The sequence below is a fragment of the Peribacillus sp. Bi134 genome (assembly GCF_918698065.1).
In the GTDB taxonomy this organism is placed as follows: domain Bacteria; phylum Bacillota; class Bacilli; order Bacillales; family DSM-1321; genus Peribacillus.
On the sequence record NZ_CAKKLN010000011.1, the window covers coordinates 102,675 to 120,234 of the forward strand.

The window sequence follows — 17,560 nt, forward strand, 5'->3', positions numbered from 1 at the left end:
CTTGCTTTCTTTTGCAATCTTTTGTATCATACAGAAGTCAAATCGTAATCATTTCGTTTTTACCACATAAAATTCAAATCGTAATCAATACGAATTATAAAGGAGCATTTCATATGAAAATTCGAGCATTGCTCTCGCTTTTCCTTGTTACTGCGGTATTTCTGTCAGCCTGCGGCAACTCGAAGGGAGAATCGAGTAAAGAAGAAACCAAGGATGCCTTGGATATTTATACGACGGTTTATCCTTTACAATACTTCACTGAGGCCATTGGCGGGGAGTACGTAAACGTCGAGACGGTTTATCCTCCCGGAACGGATGAACACTCATTCGAACCCTCTCAAAAGGATATTGTGAAAATGGCTGAATCAGACCTGTTTTTCTATATTGGCTATAATCTTGAAGGCTTTGTAACCAAGGCTGAACCTATTCTAAGCAAAGAAGGCGTCAGCACAATTGCGGTGGGGGAAACGGTTCACCTCGATGAAGATGAGGAACATGCTCATGAAGATGAAGACGAACATGCTCATGAAGAAGACGGTCATGACCATGGGGACGTTAATCCGCATTTGTGGTTAGATCCCATCTATTCCATTGACATGGCTAAAACAATCAGGGACGAATTAACGAAAAAAATGCCGGAACAGGAAGAATATTTCAACAGCCAATTCAATGAGCTTTCCGAAAAGCTTGAAGCACTTGATGAAAAATTCTCGACGACGATCGAGTCAGGCCGTACCAATAAGATCATCGTTTCCCATTCTGCATATGGTTATTGGGAGGAACGCTACGGATTAGAACAAATTGGCGTGACAGGACTTACGTCTTCAAACGAACCTTCTCAAAAGGAACTGGGAAAAATCGTAACCATGGCTGAAGAAGAAGACTTGAACTACGTCATTTTTGAGCAGAATATCAGTTCTAAACTAACCGAAATCATCCAAAAGGAAATGGGAGCGAAATCACTTGAGCTCCATAATCTTTCAGTGTTGACGGATAAAGATATAGAAGCCGGCGAAGATTACTTTAGTTTAATGGAAAAGAACATCAAGACACTGCAAACTGCATTGCAATAGACGAGAAAGAAGCGGATCCCATTGGATCCGCTTCTTTTTGTACATCGGTACTATAAAGAGTTCTTTTCTTTTTGTCAGCTTTCGGCAAAAACACCTGCCCTTATTTGAGTTGGAGTTTCGATTCTTGACAAAGTAAATCGATTGCTGATAGCCTCCTGTTCTTAAGCAACCTATGATAAGCTTTAATTATTACAATTTATGAACCAATCAAATTTAAGCTTAGAGAGGGAGAATATGAAAAAGATGATTTCGCTAGAATTCATCCGCATCTTTTGCTTAGTGAGGGTCATAAGTATTCGCTCCAAGCCGTTGGAAAAGAAATTACATTTGATTTACTAGAAGAGTGTAATATAACCAATGTGGGCCCAATTACAAATGAAGTATCTTACAAGTCATTGAATGAGCAATATCCAAAACTTGAATTAAAGAAAGAACCTGTATTCATCGTGTTTGATGAAAATCGTTTGGTTTTAAAAACATATGATTATGAAGAGATGATGGATTTTTTACAAAATCAAGACGAGTAATTCTATCGGGAACTATAAAGAAGAAGGGAACCCCTTTCTATGGGATTCCCTTCCGTTAGTTATTCCTTTAAATGCTTCTCACGGATCTTTTCCATTTTCGTCATCAATTCGGTTCCAATCGTTGATTCGAAATCCGGATAAATGACAGTCATCTCATTCATCCATTCTTTCTTATCTTCATCTGACAGTGTATAGATGTCAATATTCGATTTTTGCTGGATTTCCCGAAGCTGCTCCTGATTCAATTCATTTGATTTGATCCATAGCCATTTCGTTGTATCATCCATCGCCCTTTGGATTTGCTGCTGAATATCCAAAGGGAGCTTGTTCCAAAACGGCTTGTTTATCATGACGACATACCCTAAATAACCGTGATCACTGATCGTTAAATAATTTTGCACCTCATATATTTTCTTGGAATAAATATTCGAAATCGTATTTTCCTGGCTGTCCGTTTCTTTAATTTCAAGGCTTTTATATGTTTCATTAAACTGCAGCTCAGCAGTTGTCGCCCCAAAATGCTTGAATTGAGTTTCCAGGACTGCACTTGGCATGATTCTAAAATTCTTTCCTGCAAAATCACTTGGATGCCGTATCGGTTTACTGCTTGTGATCTGTTTATAGTTATTCGACCAAAATGCGAGTCCCTCTATATCGATGGTATTCAGCTGCTTTAGCAGTTCTTCCCCCACTTCCCCATTCAACGCTTCCTGCAAGGCAGCGTCCGTTGGAAAAACGTAAGGGAGGTCCAATAGCATCCACTTCTTTGATATGCTCGTAATTTTAGATGTAGTCGGTGCAATCATCTGCACCTTGTTTTCTTGTAATGCTTCGATTTCTTCATGATCACTATATAATGATTGATTAGGATAAACTTCAATTTTGACACGATGATCGGTATATTCATCGACAAGTTGGGCAAATCGGTTCGCAGCAAGACCTTTAGGTGTATTTTCGGCAACGACATGACTGAACTTGATCACGATTTGATCCTTCATCCCGACCTGCTCCTCATCCTTCGGCAAATTGAAACCGAAGCTTGTAAAGAACGATTGAAACGATATATACACGGCTATCAACAGCCCCAAGCCAATTAATAAGAAGTACCCCCATAATGCACGCATTCCTACAACTCCTCACCGCTCACTTCACATTATCACTATTCTATCACAGCTTTTTGCTGTCGTAATACAATGCGCGAAAAATAGCGAAAAGTGATAGAAATTCTGTTACTATAAAGTATAGAAGTAATGGAGGAAAAACAATGGATAAATCCTTTCATATGCCCATTCAAATTAAAATCACCCTGCTATCATTCGTAATCGTCGCTTTTTCGATACTAATAGGCGGGATTTTTATATTCGGAAATATCGTTTCGGTCAGGGAAGATGAAATTGGCAAACGATCCATGATAACTGCCCATACCATTGCCGAACTCCCTGAAGTACAAAAATTGGTCCGTGAGCCCAAAGGATGGACACAGCTCAATCCGATTATTGAAAACTTAAGGAAAATCCATCAAGCAGATTATATAGTTGTGCTCAACAATCAGCATATACGTTATTCCCATCCGGTGTACAGCCAATTGGGGACCCCTTCGGAAAGCAGTGATGAAAGTGCTGCGTTCGCTGAGCACGAGTATCTTTCAAAGGCGGCTGGCGAACTTGGCATTTCCGTCCGCGCCTTTGTGCCGATCCTTGATAAAGATAGAGAACAAATCGGCGTCGTACTGGTTGGGAATATCTTGCCTACCATACCGGAATTAATCAAGGACTTGAAAGGCGAAATCGCGATTATCCTGGTCCTTACACTTCTATTCGGGGTATGCGGCTCATGGCTCATGGCAAAAAGGATAAAAAAAGAGACCTTCCAACTTGAACCCCATGAAATTACAAGGATGTTGGTTGAAAGGACAGCTGCTTTTAATGCCATGCATGAAGGGGTCATCGCCATAGATAATAATCAGACCATCACGATTTTCAATGAAAAGGCTAAGCAAATTTTCAATATCAATGGTGCGGTCATAGGCAAGAATATCAATGATATTATACACGATACCCGTCTCCCGGAAGTGCTTGACCGGACATCTCCCATCTTTAATCAGGAGATCTCCGTTCAAAACAGGAATATTGTAAGCAACCGGGTACCGATAAAGATTGCGGAAAAAACGATCGGTGCCGTGGCCATTTTCCAGGATCGCACCGATGTGACGAAGCTAGCTGAAGAGTTGACTAGTGTCAAAGCATTCGTTGAGGCTCTGCGCGTTCAAAACCATGAACATATGAACAAACTTCATACGATAGCAGGATTGATCCAGCTAGGCAATCTTGACGAAGCGCTGCATTACATTTTTCAGATTACGGAAGAACAAGAGGAATTGACCAGGTTTTTAACGAAGCACATTCACGATGATAATTTAGTGGGGCTTATATTAAGTAAGATCTCCTTGGGTAGGGAACTCGGAATCAAGCTCATCATGGACCAGCACACGAAATTGGACCGCTTCCCCGCTGATTTGGATCATCACGATTTTGTTTTGATAATCGGAAACCTGATCGAAAACTCATTCGCAGCGTTAAAGCATTGTTCAGAGGAAACAAAACAGGTTTATCTATCCATCTACCAGGATGAACTTCATTGTCAAATCGTGCTTGAGGATAACGGACCCGGCATTCCCAAGGACATTCATAAAGATATATTCGAGTATGGTTTTACAACAAAAGGTGCGGAAGGATCAGGAATTGGTCTTTATCTAATAGACCAAATTGTAAAAAAAGCGAACGGCGAAATGAAATTCACGACACGCCCTGACGAAGGAACAAGCTTTTTTCTTTCTTTTCCGATGCACGATATAGAGGAGAACCAAAATGACTAACAAAATTCGTGTACTTTTAATTGAAGATGACCCAATGGTCCAAGAGGTCAACAAACAGTTCATCGAGCGCCTGCCTGCCTTTAAAGTCGTTGATACAGCTTCAAATGGGCTTGAAGGTCTGGAAAAAATCAGGCAGTCTAAACCCGACCTTGTCATTTTGGACATCTTCATGCCATCTTTAAACGGGGTTGATACACTTTATCAAATCAGAAAAGAGCAAATGGATGTGGATGTCATCATCATTTCAGCGGCAAATGATCAGAAAACAATCAGAAAAATGATACAGAACGGGGCATTTGACTATTTAATCAAGCCATTTAAATTTGATAGGCTAAAACATACGCTGGAGCAATATTTTGCTTTTCGGATGGAGGTTGAACCTGACCATCAAATTTCTCAAAATCAACTCGACCGAATCCTCTTTCAAAATAAAAAACATTCTGTAGCGAGTCCGAAATATGATGTTCCCAAAGGATTGAATGGAGCGACTCTTGAGCAAGTGACGAAGTTCATTAAGACCCAGCCTGGGTCACTATCTGCAGAAGAAGTGGCTGATGGGATTGGAATCGCCAGAGTTACAGCAAGGCGCTATCTTGAATACTTGAATGGCGAAGAAGTCCTTCAGCTTGACGTACAATATGGCAGCATAGGCCGTCCAGTCAATAGATACCGGCTTCAAAAACCTTAAAAACGCATGGGGACCGGCTTGAAATGGTTCCCTTTTTACTTTTATTCTTTACGCACCTGTCTTCCGGTCATATAGGCCCCATTTTCTCTTCAAAAGAAACAGCTCGCACTCTTCCAATGATGTCACTTCTTTTATGACATAGTCAGGCATGCCCCTTCTTAGTAGAATCTCCGCAATAAGGTACGGTTTTTTCTTCATACACTCTCCCCTCCCTTTCCCTTGGTTGCTATTCTTTTAATTTCATTATACAAAATAATCCAGTAAAGAAAAAATAGACAAAGCCCCATTTTCCAAAAAAAATTATGATCTATCCGGCCAGTTTTTCTGATTTTTCTAAAATCTGGACAATAAAAAAAGTTCCTGGTTGATTTCAGTCATTCGTTCCCTTTCCGCCGACTGTCTGCCAAGCCTCATCGAATCAAGCATCCAGCGTGATCTTGGCTAGCCAGTTATCCGGCAGAAGTGTCGCAAATTTCTTCAATTTAGTAAGAGTTTTAACAGGAAAAGCAATGAATTGATTTGTTAGTATCCTATTAAAATCATTTTCCAAAAGGGTGGGGTTTCCGTCCAAGGAAATTTTAATTGGGTGAGTTATATAGACAGGGGGAGTGAGAGGAGTTAAAGGATTATCAATATTTGGTCAAAAGAGGTGGCAATGCACCTCCTTTGATGTTCTCACTTGTACAACTTACTATATGTAGTCAATTCCTTTAGCCGCTTTTCATTGATGGCAAAACCGATTCCAGCTTGATCGGGAACTTGGATCATGCCATTTTCGACAAGTACTTCAGGATATATTATATCTTCATCCCAATAACGGGATGAAGATGATATATCCCCGGGAATCGTGAATCCTTTTAATGTGGCAAGTGCAATATTATGTGCACGTGAAATGCCAAATTCAATCATACCGCCGCACCAAACTGGCACATCATTTCCCAGGCATAAATCATGGATTCTTACAGCTTCCATCCAGCCGCCGACTTTAGCCATCTTAATGTTGATCACTCCACAGCTCTGGAGCGACAGCGCACTTTTGGCATCATGAAATGAATTTATGCTTTCATCAAGGCAAATGGGTGTCTGCAGCTGTTTCTGCAAAAATGAATGTTCGACAATGTCGTCATGTCCCAGCGGCTGTTCAATCATCATCAGCTTAAACGCATCAAGCTTCTGAAGGTGTGTGATGTCATCAAGAGTGTACGCTGAATTGGCATCTGCCATGAGCGGGATATGAGGATAGGCCCGACGGATTTCCGCTAAAAACTCCAGATCATTTTGAGGATTGATTTTTATTTTATAACGCTGGTAACCAGATCCGGAAAAATCCTCGATCTGGCGCATCGCATCTTCAATATCATTGGATGCAACGACTACACCAGCGGCCACTTCACTTCGTTCGCCGCCAAACAGCCGTCCGAGGTAGACTCCTTTCTGCTTCGCATATAAATCGAGGATTGCCTGCTCTAAAGCTGACTTCGCCATCGCATTCCGCCGGATTCCGCTCCATAAGTTCGGCAGCTCATCAGGATGCTTGATCTGACTGCCCAATGTCAACGGAATTAAGAAGCCATCCAATATATGAAAGCATGTTTTGATCGTTTCCTCGGTATACCAAGGACTTGTAAAAGGGACAGCTTCACCGTATCCAATCAACCCATCCTTATCCATGGCTTCTACAATTATCACTTCCCGATCGCTTACCGTTTCGAGATGCGTCTTGAATGGCCGTTTTAAAGGGGCCTTAATGAGCTTTAGGGAAATGGAGGATAACTTCATTTCCCTTCCCCCATTTCCTTCTTCAGTTCCCGTCTCAGAAGCTTGCTTGCGCCATTACGGGGAAGTTCCTTACAAAAAATCACGTTCCTGGGAATCTTATAGGATGCTAAATATCCCCTGCAATATTCCAGCAGTTCGCTCTCATCAAGCTCTGCACCTTTATGCAAGACGACAAAAGCAAGCGGGACCTGCCCCCACTTTTCATCGTCAGTCCCCGTCACTCCCGCTTCGAAAACATCAGGATGCATACTGAGGACGTTTTCAATCTCGGCCGGATAGACATTTTCACCGCCGGAGATGATTAAATCCGAACGTCGGTCAAGCACATATAAAAAGCCTTCCTCATCAAGATAACCAAGATCCCCGGTATAAAGCCATCCATCGGTAATCGCTTGCTGTGTAGCGTCCATTCGATTAAAATAACCTTTCGTAACATTCGGACCTGAAACCACGATTTCACCCACTACACCCGGTTCACATATAGTGCCGTCTTTCTCTATCCGTAACTGCGAAGGAAACAAAGGCTTCCCAGCTGATCCGATTTTTGACATGCTATACTCCGGTGCCAGCGTCACAATCTGTGAAGACGTTTCGGTCATCCCATATGATTGATAGACGGGAATCCCTTTCTCCTTACAGGCTTCAAGTAAATGGACGGGTGCAGGGCCGCCGCCCAACAGGAAACAGCGAAAGGTTTTTGGATAGCTTGTTCCATTCAAATCCTGAACCATCCTATTCAGCATCGCCGTCACGACCGATATGATCGTCACGCCATTTTCCTGAATGCACCGGTTCGCCTCCCGTTCATCGAATCGTTCCGCCAAAACGACTTTCATGCCATAAATCACATTTTTCATCAGAATGGATAAACCGCTAATATGAAAGATCGGAACCGCACAATACCAAGAATCCTCCTCATGCAATCCAAGGTTCAGAACCGACCCTACTGCACTCCACCAATGGTTACCGAATGTTTGGATCACACCCTTTGGATTTCCTGTAGTACCTGATGTATACATGATCGTAGCGGTATCCTCAAGGTAAAACTCTTGAAGTATTTCCGCCGTGCCTTCATTCGGCAATTCCTCCATTAAATGAAGGTTCAATTCCGGGAGAATCTCACCAATATCAGAAAGTTTGTCGGAGAAGGCACCTTCTGAAACCAAATAGGCAGTCCCACTATCCTCGATCTGCCAGGACAGCTCTTTTGCCGTTAACTTATTATTCAGCATCACAATCTTCACACCGAGATAAAATAGTGCATGGATAACGACAACACCATCAATATGGTTACGGAGCAAAACCGCGCATGAATCACCGGAGCCCAGACCAATGCTTGCCAGCTTACCAGCCATCTTCTCCGATAATGTATGCAGTTCAAGAAAGCTATACGTATGACCTTCAAACTCAATTGCCGGGCGCCCAGGTGAAAGATGCGCCCGATTTTTCAGCCAGTTCGGCAACTTTTCTTCTGCCATTGCTGCTTACCCTCTTCCATTTTGATATAGAAAACAGCCCGGCGATTTTCCGCCAAGCTGTCAGTCTCATCGATTCACGCGTTTCATTAAGGGAAACGAGGGAATTGTCCAAAGTCCGGATTGCGTTTTTCTTTGAATGCATCGCGGCCTTCTTTTGCTTCTTCTGTTGTATAGTATAAAAGTGTAGCGTCACCAGCCAATTGTTGAAGACCTGCAAGGCCATCAGTATCAGCGTTCATTGCCGCTTTCAAGAAACGAAGTGCCGTTGGGCTCTTCTCAAGCATTTCCTCACACCATTTAACCGTTTCCGCTTCTAATTGGTCTAAAGGTACGACCGTGTTGACCAATCCCATATCCAATGCTTCCTGTGCATTGTATTGACGGCATAGGTACCAGATTTCACGTGCCTTTTTATGACCGACGATACGTGCAAGGTAGCCAGAACCATAACCAGCATCAAAGCTTCCAACATTCGGTCCAGTTTGTCCGAAGACTGCATTGTCAGCAGCAATCGTTAAGTCACAAACCACATTCAAGACATTACCGCCGCCAATTGCATAACCTGCGACCATGGCTACGACTGGTTTTGGAATAACGCGGATCAAGCGTTGTAAATCAAGAACGTTTAGACGTGGAATATTATCTTCACCAACATATCCGCCATTCCCACGTACTTTTTGGTCTCCGCCTGAACAGAATGCTTTGCCGCCTACACCCGTTAAAATAATGACACCGATGCTGGAATCATCACGCGCCCTTGCGAATGCATCAATCATTTCAGCAGTCGTTTTTGGTGTGAATGCATTATGTACATGTGGTCGATTGATGGACACTTTCGCAATCCCGTTATATTTTTCATACAAAATCTCATCATACTCACGTATCGTTTCCCATTGAATCGTCATCTTAATTCCTCCTTTTATTTCGCTTTAAAAACTCACTTATTATTTTACCAAACTTTTCTCCAACTTCCACATGAATCGCATGGCCCGCATCATTTATTATTTTCCATTCGGCGCGCTTCAGCTTTTTTTTCATCGAGTCCGCTATTCGACAAAACTTATGGTCGAGTTCACCGGTTATAAGGAGCACCGGGAAATCAATGGTTTGCAGTTGTTCCCAGTATGAAGCCTGATTGCCGGTCCCCATACCAAGAAGGCTATTGGAAAGGCCGGCAGGGTCATTTGCCAACCGCTGCTCCCGAATGGCTGACCTGGTTTTGGCCGACAACCGTTTTTGACTTTCAAACAGAGGGATGTTTTCCCATTGATCCACAAACGCTTCCATGCCATTTTCAAGAATACTTTCGGCAAGCTTCCGATCATTTTCCCTTCGGATTTCACGTTCCCCTTCTGTTAAAAGGCCCGGTGAAGCGCTCTCCAATATCAATGTATCAACATACTCAGGAAACAAACAGGCAAAACCCAACCCGAGCCTTCCGCCCATCGAGTAACCAAGGATATGGGCTTTCGGGAAATGCAACACATCCAAAATATACTTAATATCCTCAGCGACACGCTCCATTTCATACCTTCGATGATCGGCTGGTGACGCAGACATACCATGACCGATGATATCGACCATGATTAACGTATACCTGTCATTCAGTAGCGGAATGAGGAATTTCCATGTATCCCGATTTCCTGTAAATCCATGTAAAAGTACAAGAGGATCTCCATTTCCCGTTATTTCAACAGCATAATTGACATCCTTACTGACAATATTCATGATATTTCCCCGTCTAACACCATTTTTATTTCCTGGGAAACAAAGCTCCACAAATTTCGATGCTTTTGTAGATTGGACTCTCTTTCTGTCGGAACTTCAATGATTTTGAGTCCTTCGATTTCGAATGACTCTGTAAATACATTCTCTAACTCATCCCAATTTTGGACCTTGTTGTATTTACCGCCATAAAGCTCGGCAGTATGGGAAAAATCAAGCCCATGAGGCGTGCCGAATAGCGTTTCGAAATGTTCCCTCTCATTCGCCTGCGGCAAGAAGGAGAAAATGCCTCCTCCATCATTATTAACCAGCAATATCGTGATATTTTGTTTTTGAAGTTTTGCCGCAAGCAAGCCATTCATATCATGGAAAAAGCTTAAATCCCCGATTGCCAGCACTGTATTTTTTGATACCGTGCTTACGCCAAGCGCAGTGGAAACGACACCATCGATACCATTCGCCCCACGATTTGCAATGGTTTTGATTCCTTTTCCATTATTCAAAAAGAAAGTATCCAAATCACGTATGGGCATACTATTCCCGACAAATAACGTCGATTCCAACGGCATCATATCAGCAAGCAGGGCGAAAAGCTTGCCTTCGCTTAACTCCGCTTCATCTCTGACGGAGGCTAAGGCCTCCTTCGTCGCTCCGTTGACGGTTTGCCATAACCGAAGCCATTCATCATCAGGAGAGGGAGTAATGCTTTCAGCAATTCGCAAACAAAAATCTTTCTCTTCGCTGTAAATCATATTCGTTGCCAATCCGGCTGGTTCGCGCCAGCCTGCTCCGCCATCGACGACCAAAGTGATTGCCTGTTTTTGTTTTTTCATGAATAACAATAACGGTTTAGAAACAGGCATTGCCCCGAATCGCAAGATCACTTCCGGCCTGAAAGCCGCTTTTGCCGTTTCATCGCGTAGAAACGTATCATAAGAATCAATAATTACGGCTTTGTCATGACTTCCGCTCCTTAACTGTGAAAGGGGATCAGCCAGTACCGGAAAAGCAAGTTTTTCCGCTAATGCGACGATGGCTTCCTTCATCTCTGGATGAGGTAATTCGCCACATACAATCATACCTTGCTTAGCTTGTGACAATGTAGTTGCAACAGCTTCTATTTGTGATGATGACAGTGACAGTTCTCCACTTTCAATCAACACTGCAGGCGTCATTTTATTTTGCCTGCACTCCTTTGCTTGCTCCAAATCAGGAATCAGTGGTTCGCGAAGTGGGAAATTCAAATGCACAGGCCCTGCAGGTTCGGCTGCAGCTGTTGCCACTGCCCTTGCACCGACAGTTCTGGCATACCGCATCATCCCATCCGTGCTTTCAGGAAGTGCCATTTCGACAAACCATTTTACATGTCTCCCGTAAAGGTGTATCTGATCGATCGCCTGCGGGGCTCCGACATCACGCAATTCATGCGGGCGGTCAGCGGTAAGTACAATAAGCGGCACTCTTGAATAGAAAGCCTCAATGACGGCTGGGTAATAGTTTGCAGCGGCTGTACCTGACGTACAAAGAAGTCCGACTGGTTCTTTTAGGGCCTTAGCCAAACCAAGGGCAAAAAAAGCAGCCGAACGCTCATCCACATTAATATGAATTTCAATATCAGGATGTTCCACCAGCAACAAAGCCAGGGGTGTGGATCGTGAACCAGGGCTCACCACCACATGCTTCACCTTATTTTGTGCCAGCTCATCGACGAATGAAGCAGCATAAGCTGTCAATGCATCTCGGTCATTCATTAAGATTTCCTCCTAAAGCACTTAACATCGGATTGAATTTAATCCCCGTTTCCCGGTATTCACTTTCGGGAGTCGAATCTTCCACTACTCCGCAACCGGCAAAGAGCGATGCCTCATTATTCTGTATTAGTGCAGAACGTATCCCAACAGCGAATTCCCCGTTTCCATACGTATCCACCCAACCTAAGGGACCCGCATAAAAGCCACGTTCCAGACCTTCCATTTCCCGAATTCGGACAACGGCCTTTTCTTTGGGAAGTCCGCCCATAGCAGGTGTTGGGTGGAGATTCTCGACAAATTCAAAAATCGTGACACCTTCCTTTGATATACCCCGGACCGGTGTGTACAAATGCTGGATATGACGGTTTTTCATAAGTGTCGGTCGGGCCGGGACCACCACCTTTTCGCATACTGAATCAAAGGCATTGGATATCATCGAAACGACATATTGATGTTCTTGTAAATTCTTTTCGTCATGAAGCAATTCTTCACCAAGACAAACATCTTCCTGCTCATCTTTCCCTCGTCCCATCGATCCAGCAAGACAGGTAGAAAAAACTTCATTTCCCTGTTTCTTAATCAAACGTTCAGGGGTGGCACCCACAAAACAGTCACCACCAGCCTCCAAACTGAAAATATAACTCAATGGCTGCTCAGCAATCAATTGTTCAAGCACTTTCCCTGAATCGATGGAACGTTCAAAACCAAGTCGAAGCTCCCTTGCCAAAACGATTTTGTCGAGATCTGTCGTCTTGATTTCCTGAACAGCCTCTGCGACCGTCCGCTTCCATTCCTCAGGTTCGACTTCCCTCTGCATAACCAGGGAATTTGCACCCAATCCATTGCCATCCAAGCTTTCGAAAAGGAAAGCTTCCCGTTCATTTATCATATCTATGAAGAGTTTTTCTGAATCATCAGGCGAACAAAGTAAGTTTGTCGTTAAGTAAGCTTGTTTCCCCACTATTGACAGCATGAAGGCAGGTATATAAAAAAGGTTGTCCCCGAACTGATTCCAAAGGAGCGTACTGTCAGTTTCATAATCAAAAGAAAAGCCCCCAAACAGTAAAGGACCTGTCGCTTCTACATCGGTCACCCCTGTTTTGACAGCATTATTCTGCAGTTTGATCCAGCTCTTTTCGACTTCTCTATAACGTTCGGCATTCGATGCCGCTTTGAGTTTCTTAACATTGCCTAAACCGGTGATGGTTATTTCCTTTGCAGGGTCCTCCCAGAAAAAGCGTTCACCCGCGTACCGTTCTCTTCCAGCTTGATAAAATGAAAGGGGGTTGTTGCATTTAATCTTCTTAATATGACTGAATAGAACTTGATCATTCAAGTCCTTCGCCTTTTGTATAGCTGAAGCCAGTCCCTGAAACTGTTCAGTTTCCTCTGAGATAGCCAAAAAAATCCCCCCAAATGTACATTTTAAAAGCTTTTTAACCTATTTAAAGATACACCTCACTAGAACCCCATGTCAATAAAACGCCCCTTTACCGAACGATTCTTTCCTGCTTTTTTCCTTATTATATGAATCTTAGCGAATGTAGAGAAATACCCTGGATTTTGGAAATGGATCATCCAGGAATTCCAGTTATCGCCCTTACCCACTTTTCCTGCATTTATTAGGATAACCTTTTGTGCAACATTTCAATATTTGTTATAATTTCGAGAGAACCAATAATGATTTTGAGGAGAGAAATAATGCAAACAGAATACGATGGACTTCCCCTTAAACGGACCTGGAAGATTTGGTGGGAGTTAATACGTCCACATACACTAACCGCAGCTTTTGTCCCAGTCTTACTTGGAACTGTGATTGCACTTTTGGAAGATGGAGTGAATTGGTTACTCTTCGCTGCCATGATGATTGCCAGTATCCTGATTCAAGCTGCAACCAATTTATTCAATGAATACTACGATTTCAAGAGAGGCTTGGATACGGAGGAATCCGTAGGCATCGGCGGCGGGATCGTCCGTCATGGGATGACCCCCAAACTAATCATGAGCTTGGCCCTATGCATGTATGCCATCGCCTTGATAATTGGAATCTATATCTGTGCCGCATCATCTTGGTGGCTTGCTGCAGTAGGACTGGTTTGCATGCTTGTCGGCTATCTTTATACAGGCGGTCCCCTGCCCATTTCATATACACCATTCGGGGAACTTTTTTCTGGATTGTTCATGGGCTTTTTGATAATCTTGATCGCCTTTTTCATTCAAACCGGTGATGTTTCTTCAACAGCCATCTTAATTGCCATTCCAAGTGGGATTTTGGTTGGGCTGATCAACTTATCCAATAACCTACGTGACCATGATGGAGATAAGGCTCATGGGCGCAAAACGATGCCTGTAGTGATGGGCAGGAAAAACGCCCTGACATTCATGGCAATCATGTTCGCCTTCTCTTATCTATGGCTTGTTGGGCTAGTCCTTACCGGAAGCGTAACGGCGTGGATTCTCCTTGCCTTCCTTAGCATACCGAAGGCCATGGCCGCAATCAAAGGCTTCGTAGGTAAAACGCAGCCGATCACGATGGTCCCGGCAATGAAAGCCACGGCCCAAACGAACACCTTCTTTGGCTTACTCATGGCCATTGGATTATTCATCAGCTATCTTATATAATCTCCGAGGACTGAGCTCATCCGCTCAGTCCTTTTTTCTATCTTCCGTTGCATATTGTTTTCCTATACTCCAATTCGGGTAATAGATAATACAACCATCTTACCAATATAAAATGAGATTTGGACTTTAGAAGGAGTGAATCGGATATGGCAACGAAACAACAAACGCAAAAATTAAAAAAGGAACTGCTTCAAGAAAAAAATGAGTTAAGTAGTAGAATTCAAAATGATGAACAATCCGTTCTGGATAAAAGCCAGACGGAATCCGTAGGGGAATTATCATCTTATGATAATCATCCTGCTGACCTAGGAACCGAATTATTCGAGATGGAACGGAATCAAGCACTCGATGAGCATGCACAATCAGAAATGGAGAAAATCGAGGTAGCATTAAAAGCAATGGAAGAAGGTTCGTATGGCCAGTGTAAAACCTGCAATAGGGAAATCCCCATCGAGAGGCTTGAAGCGATCCCAAGCACCCTCTACTGTGTCGAGCATGCCCCGGAAGGGCCTAATACACAAGAGCGACCAGTGGAAGAGGATATATTGATTCCATCCAAGGGTGATCATTTTGAAAACCGTCATGGAAATGAAATAGTGGATAAAGAGGATAGCTTTGGTGAAGTCGCCAAATTCGGTACATCCGAAACTCCATCTGATTACACCGGCGATCATGACAATTATAATGACCTTTATAAAACCGAGGATGAAACGGATGGATTTCCAGAAGACTATGAAGGATTTGCAGCAAATGATATCGAAGGAAAAAATAGGGTGGATATACCGAACAAAAAGCAAAAGGAATATGAAGATACATTAGAAGAAGAAAATATCGATTCCCAGCTTGGGGACATCCCTTATAAACAAAAAGATAGTTATATCAATGAAAAGAAATGAAAAAAAGGAAGCATACATGAATGTATGCTTCCTTTTTTGTTATGACCCGTACGGGATTCGAACCCGTGTTACCGCCGTGAAAGGGCGGTGTCTTAACCGCTTGACCAACGGGCCAAATGGCGGAGAAGGAGGGATTTGAACCCTCGCGCCGCTCGCGCGACCTACACCCTTAGCAGGGGCGCCTCTTCAGCCTCTTGAGTACTTCCCCATGGCTCCGCAGGTAGGACTCGAACCTACGACCGTTCGGTTAACAGCCGAATGCTCTACCACTGAGCTACTGCGGAACAATATGAATATGGTGGGCCTAAATGGACTCGAACCATCGACCTCACGCTTATCAGGCGTGCGCTCTAACCAGCTGAGCTATAGGCCCATATTTGGAGCGGGTGAAGGGAATCGAACCCTCATCATCAGCTTGGAAGGCTGAGGTTTTACCACTAAACTACACCCGCGAAATGGGGCGACTGATGGGAATCGAACCCACGAATGCCTGAACCACAATCAGGTGCGTTAACCACTTCGCCACAACCGCCGTAATATGAAAGATATGGTGGCTCAGGACGGAATCGAACCGCCGACACAAGGATTTTCAGTCCTTTGCTCTACCGACTGAGCTACTGAGCCACATTTGTATTAAATTTAAAAAATGGCGGTCCCGACGGGAATCGAACCCGCGATCTCCTGCGTGACAGGCAGGCATGTTAACCGCTACACCACGGGACCTAATAATTGCGGGGACAGGATTTGAACCTGCGACCTTCGGGTTATGAGCCCGACGAGCTACCGGACTGCTCCACCCCGCGACGGTAATAATGAAACGATTTGCATCAAGTTTTCGTGTATATCGTTTTTTCGCTTCCTGTATGTAAGGTTGTTTAAAAACAACTTGCTGCTTTTTTAAAAAATGGAGGAGGTAGAGGGATTCGAACCCCCGCGGGATTTGACTCCCCTGTCGGTTTTCAAGACCGATCCCTTCAGCCGAACTTGGGTATACCTCCACGGCATTAAAAAGTGAATATGGTGGACCTTGTAGGACTCGAACCTACGACCGGACGGTTATGAGCCGTCTGCTCTAACCAGCTGAGCTAAAGGTCCTTATATTTATTGGTAGCGGCGGAGGGGATCGAACCCCCGACCTCACGGGTATGAACCGTACGCTCTAGCCAGCTGAGCTACACCGCCAATATAATATAAGTATCTGATTGAAAAATGGTGGAGCCTAGCGGGATCGAACCGCTGACCTCCTGCGTGCAAGGCAGGCGCTCTCCCAGCTGAGCTAAGGCCCCATTCATTAAAAATCACGTGGTCGGGAAGACAGGATTCGAACCTGCGACCCCTTGGTCCCAAACCAAGTGCTCTACCAAGCTGAGCTACTTCCCGCAATAAACATGGTGCGCCCGGCGGGAGTCGAACCTACAACCTTCTGATTCGTAGTCAGATGCTCTATCCAATTGAGCTACGGGCGCATATTAAGATGGTGCCGAGGACCGGAATCGAACCGGTACGGTAGTCACCTACCGCAGGATTTTAAGTCCTGTGCGTCTGCCAGTTCCGCCACCCCGGCACATACGAAAAGTGGAGCGGAAGACGGGATTCGAACCCGCGACCCCAACCTTGGCAAGGTTGTATTCTACCACTGAACTACTTCCGCATGTAAGATGCGGGTGAAGGGACTTGAACCCCCACGCCTTGCGGCGCCAGATCCTAAGTCTGGTGCGTCTGCCAATTCCGCCACACCCGCATATAAAATGGTGAGCCATGAAGGATTCGAACCTTCGACCCTCTGATTAAAAGTCAGATGCTCTACCAACTGAGCTAATGGCTCGTGCTTGTACTATCTTAAAATGGTGCCGGCAAGAGGACTTGAACCCCCAACCTACTGATTACAAGTCAGTTGCTCTACCAGTTGAGCTACACCGGCAGGTGTAAAAATGGTGGAGGATGACGGGATCGAACCGCCGACCCTCTGCTTGTAAGGCAGATGCTCTCCCAGCTGAGCTAATCCTCCATATGAAACCTGCTTGGCGACGTCCTACTCTCACAGGGGGAAACCCCCAACTACCATCGGCGCTGAAGAGCTTAACTGCCGTGTTCGGAATGGGAACGGGTGTGACCTCTTCGCTATCGTCACCAAACAATGTTAACA

The 17,560-nt window shown here is 44.2% G+C and carries 14 protein-coding genes, 21 tRNA genes and 1 rRNA gene; 6 read left to right on the forward strand and 30 right to left on the reverse strand.

Annotated elements, in window-relative coordinates; translation table 11 throughout:
* Positions 1–113 precede the first annotated feature (113 nt).
* Both LQ188_RS23275 and LQ188_RS23280 read left to right on the forward strand, forming a co-directional pair.
* Complete coding sequence (locus LQ188_RS23275; RefSeq protein WP_230178504.1) at positions 114–1,073, forward strand: zinc ABC transporter substrate-binding protein; 960 nt, start codon at positions 114–116, stop codon at positions 1,071–1,073.
* Between the two features lie 359 nt (positions 1,074–1,432).
* Positions 1,433–1,600: a hypothetical protein gene (locus LQ188_RS23280; protein WP_230178506.1), complete on the forward strand. Its 168-nt coding sequence runs from the start codon at positions 1,433–1,435 to the stop codon at positions 1,598–1,600.
* A gap of 59 nt (positions 1,601–1,659) precedes the next feature.
* On the opposite strand, the gene LQ188_RS23285 is transcribed toward LQ188_RS23280, so the two are convergent.
* Entirely contained in the window at positions 1,660–2,724 is a 1,065-nt protein-coding gene (locus tag LQ188_RS23285) for a DctP family TRAP transporter solute-binding subunit (protein ID WP_230178508.1), read from the reverse strand.
* A gap of 140 nt (positions 2,725–2,864) precedes the next feature.
* Between LQ188_RS23285 and LQ188_RS23290 the strand changes: the two genes are divergently transcribed.
* Both LQ188_RS23290 and LQ188_RS23295 read left to right on the forward strand, forming a co-directional pair.
* Complete coding sequence (locus LQ188_RS23290; RefSeq protein WP_230178509.1) at positions 2,865–4,475, forward strand: sensor histidine kinase; 1,611 nt, start codon at positions 2,865–2,867, stop codon at positions 4,473–4,475.
* Positions 4,468–5,163 carry a response regulator gene (locus LQ188_RS23295; RefSeq protein WP_230178511.1) on the forward strand — a complete coding sequence of 232 codons (696 nt, stop codon included), beginning with the start codon at positions 4,468–4,470 and terminating at the stop codon, positions 5,161–5,163. The genes LQ188_RS23290 and LQ188_RS23295 overlap by 8 nt, the downstream gene beginning before the upstream one ends.
* A gap of 48 nt (positions 5,164–5,211) precedes the next feature.
* Here LQ188_RS23295 and LQ188_RS23300 read toward each other — a convergent pair whose 3' ends face one another.
* From LQ188_RS23300 to LQ188_RS23330, 7 genes are all read right to left on the reverse strand, one after another.
* Positions 5,212–5,361, reverse strand: a complete 150-nt coding sequence (locus LQ188_RS23300; RefSeq protein WP_230178513.1) for a hypothetical protein — start codon at positions 5,359–5,361, stop codon at positions 5,212–5,214.
* 477 nt (positions 5,362–5,838) lie between these two features.
* Positions 5,839–6,942 carry an o-succinylbenzoate synthase gene (gene menC / locus LQ188_RS23305; RefSeq protein WP_230178514.1) on the reverse strand — a complete coding sequence of 368 codons (1,104 nt, stop codon included), beginning with the start codon at positions 6,940–6,942 and terminating at the stop codon, positions 5,839–5,841.
* Entirely contained in the window at positions 6,939–8,420 is a 1,482-nt protein-coding gene (locus tag LQ188_RS23310; RefSeq protein ID WP_230178515.1) for an o-succinylbenzoate--CoA ligase, read from the reverse strand. Before LQ188_RS23310 ends, menC begins: the two co-directional genes overlap by 4 nt.
* A gap of 86 nt (positions 8,421–8,506) precedes the next feature.
* On the reverse strand, positions 8,507–9,325 hold the full coding sequence (gene menB / locus LQ188_RS23315) for a 1,4-dihydroxy-2-naphthoyl-CoA synthase (protein ID WP_053347924.1): 819 nt from the start codon (positions 9,323–9,325) through the stop codon (positions 8,507–8,509).
* A 1-nt stretch (position 9,326) separates the two neighbouring features.
* Positions 9,327–10,148 (reverse strand): 2-succinyl-6-hydroxy-2,4-cyclohexadiene-1-carboxylate synthase, encoded by an 822-nt coding sequence (gene menH, locus LQ188_RS23320; protein ID WP_230178516.1) that lies wholly within the window; start codon positions 10,146–10,148, stop codon positions 9,327–9,329.
* Positions 10,145–11,896, reverse strand: a complete 1,752-nt coding sequence (gene menD, locus LQ188_RS23325; protein WP_230178517.1) for a 2-succinyl-5-enolpyruvyl-6-hydroxy-3-cyclohexene-1-carboxylic-acid synthase — start codon at positions 11,894–11,896, stop codon at positions 10,145–10,147. The genes menH and menD overlap by 4 nt, the downstream gene beginning before the upstream one ends.
* A complete protein-coding gene (locus LQ188_RS23330) occupies positions 11,889–13,298 on the reverse strand; it encodes an isochorismate synthase (protein ID WP_101225586.1) in 1,410 nt (469 codons plus the stop codon). The genes menD and LQ188_RS23330 overlap by 8 nt, the downstream gene beginning before the upstream one ends.
* 299 nt (positions 13,299–13,597) lie before the next feature.
* On the opposite strand from LQ188_RS23330, the gene LQ188_RS23335 reads away from it, so the two are divergent.
* Positions 13,598–14,518 carry a 1,4-dihydroxy-2-naphthoate polyprenyltransferase gene (locus LQ188_RS23335; protein ID WP_230178518.1) on the forward strand — a complete coding sequence of 307 codons (921 nt, stop codon included), beginning with the start codon at positions 13,598–13,600 and terminating at the stop codon, positions 14,516–14,518.
* Positions 14,519–14,664: 146 nt separating this feature from the next.
* Positions 14,665–15,414: a TraR/DksA C4-type zinc finger protein gene (locus LQ188_RS23340; RefSeq protein ID WP_230178519.1), complete on the forward strand. Its 750-nt coding sequence runs from the start codon at positions 14,665–14,667 to the stop codon at positions 15,412–15,414.
* Between the two features lie 42 nt (positions 15,415–15,456).
* On the opposite strand, the gene LQ188_RS23345 is transcribed toward LQ188_RS23340, so the two are convergent.
* The 22 genes from LQ188_RS23345 to rrf form a co-directional block, all read right to left on the reverse strand.
* Positions 15,457–15,528 (reverse strand) — tRNA-Glu (locus LQ188_RS23345).
* Between the two features lie 3 nt (positions 15,529–15,531).
* Positions 15,532–15,622: transfer RNA gene (locus LQ188_RS23350), tRNA-Ser, on the reverse strand.
* A gap of 1 nt (position 15,623) precedes the next feature.
* A tRNA-Asn gene (locus tag LQ188_RS23355) sits at positions 15,624–15,698 on the reverse strand.
* A 12-nt stretch (positions 15,699–15,710) separates the two neighbouring features.
* A tRNA-Ile gene (locus tag LQ188_RS23360) sits at positions 15,711–15,787 on the reverse strand.
* Between the two features lie 5 nt (positions 15,788–15,792).
* A tRNA-Gly gene (locus tag LQ188_RS23365) sits at positions 15,793–15,866 on the reverse strand.
* A gap of 4 nt (positions 15,867–15,870) precedes the next feature.
* Positions 15,871–15,946: transfer RNA gene (locus LQ188_RS23370), tRNA-His, on the reverse strand.
* 16 nt (positions 15,947–15,962) lie between these two features.
* A tRNA-Phe gene (locus LQ188_RS23375) sits at positions 15,963–16,038 on the reverse strand.
* A gap of 23 nt (positions 16,039–16,061) precedes the next feature.
* Positions 16,062–16,137 (reverse strand) — tRNA-Asp (locus LQ188_RS23380).
* Positions 16,138–16,143: 6 nt separating this feature from the next.
* A tRNA-Met gene (locus tag LQ188_RS23385) sits at positions 16,144–16,217 on the reverse strand.
* Positions 16,218–16,319: 102 nt separating this feature from the next.
* Positions 16,320–16,412, reverse strand: a tRNA-Ser gene (locus LQ188_RS23390).
* Positions 16,413–16,432: 20 nt separating this feature from the next.
* Positions 16,433–16,509: transfer RNA gene (locus tag LQ188_RS23395), tRNA-Ile, on the reverse strand.
* A gap of 10 nt (positions 16,510–16,519) precedes the next feature.
* Positions 16,520–16,596 (reverse strand) — tRNA-Met (locus LQ188_RS23400).
* 28 nt (positions 16,597–16,624) lie between these two features.
* Positions 16,625–16,700, reverse strand: a tRNA-Ala gene (locus tag LQ188_RS23405).
* A 17-nt stretch (positions 16,701–16,717) separates the two neighbouring features.
* Positions 16,718–16,794, reverse strand: a tRNA-Pro gene (locus LQ188_RS23410).
* Between the two features lie 9 nt (positions 16,795–16,803).
* Positions 16,804–16,880: transfer RNA gene (locus LQ188_RS23415), tRNA-Arg, on the reverse strand.
* Positions 16,881–16,889: 9 nt separating this feature from the next.
* Positions 16,890–16,978 (reverse strand) — tRNA-Leu (locus LQ188_RS23420).
* Between the two features lie 12 nt (positions 16,979–16,990).
* Positions 16,991–17,065 (reverse strand) — tRNA-Gly (locus tag LQ188_RS23425).
* Between the two features lie 8 nt (positions 17,066–17,073).
* Positions 17,074–17,155, reverse strand: a tRNA-Leu gene (locus LQ188_RS23430).
* A gap of 8 nt (positions 17,156–17,163) precedes the next feature.
* Positions 17,164–17,239: transfer RNA gene (locus LQ188_RS23435), tRNA-Lys, on the reverse strand.
* A gap of 20 nt (positions 17,240–17,259) precedes the next feature.
* Positions 17,260–17,335: transfer RNA gene (locus tag LQ188_RS23440), tRNA-Thr, on the reverse strand.
* Positions 17,336–17,346: 11 nt separating this feature from the next.
* A tRNA-Val gene (locus LQ188_RS23445) sits at positions 17,347–17,422 on the reverse strand.
* An 11-nt stretch (positions 17,423–17,433) separates the two neighbouring features.
* A 5S ribosomal RNA gene (rrf, locus tag LQ188_RS23450) occupies positions 17,434–17,549 on the reverse strand.
* Positions 17,550–17,560 lie beyond the last annotated feature (11 nt).

What these genes read in the sequence shown, in the direction of transcription:
- LQ188_RS23275 (WP_230178504.1), top strand. Translation starts at nt 114, where the DNA reads ATGAAAATTCGAGCATTGCTCTCGCTTTTCCTTGTTACTGCGGTATTT.
- LQ188_RS23285 (WP_230178508.1), bottom strand. Translation starts at nt 2,724, where the DNA reads ATGCGTGCATTATGGGGGTACTTCTTATTAATTGGCTTGGGGCTGTTG.
- LQ188_RS23290 (WP_230178509.1), top strand. Translation starts at nt 2,865, where the DNA reads ATGGATAAATCCTTTCATATGCCCATTCAAATTAAAATCACCCTGCTA.
- LQ188_RS23295 (WP_230178511.1), top strand. Translation starts at nt 4,468, where the DNA reads ATGACTAACAAAATTCGTGTACTTTTAATTGAAGATGACCCAATGGTC.
- LQ188_RS23300 (WP_230178513.1), bottom strand. Translation starts at nt 5,361, where the DNA reads ATGAAGAAAAAACCGTACCTTATTGCGGAGATTCTACTAAGAAGGGGC.
- menC (WP_230178514.1), bottom strand. Translation starts at nt 6,942, where the DNA reads ATGAAGTTATCCTCCATTTCCCTAAAGCTCATTAAGGCCCCTTTAAAA.
- LQ188_RS23310 (WP_230178515.1), bottom strand. Translation starts at nt 8,420, where the DNA reads ATGGCAGAAGAAAAGTTGCCGAACTGGCTGAAAAATCGGGCGCATCTT.
- menB (WP_053347924.1), bottom strand. Translation starts at nt 9,325, where the DNA reads ATGACGATTCAATGGGAAACGATACGTGAGTATGATGAGATTTTGTAT.
- menH (WP_230178516.1), bottom strand. Translation starts at nt 10,148, where the DNA reads ATGAATATTGTCAGTAAGGATGTCAATTATGCTGTTGAAATAACGGGA.
- menD (WP_230178517.1), bottom strand. Translation starts at nt 11,896, where the DNA reads ATGAATGACCGAGATGCATTGACAGCTTATGCTGCTTCATTCGTCGAT.
- LQ188_RS23335 (WP_230178518.1), top strand. Translation starts at nt 13,598, where the DNA reads ATGCAAACAGAATACGATGGACTTCCCCTTAAACGGACCTGGAAGATT.
- LQ188_RS23340 (WP_230178519.1), top strand. Translation starts at nt 14,665, where the DNA reads ATGGCAACGAAACAACAAACGCAAAAATTAAAAAAGGAACTGCTTCAA.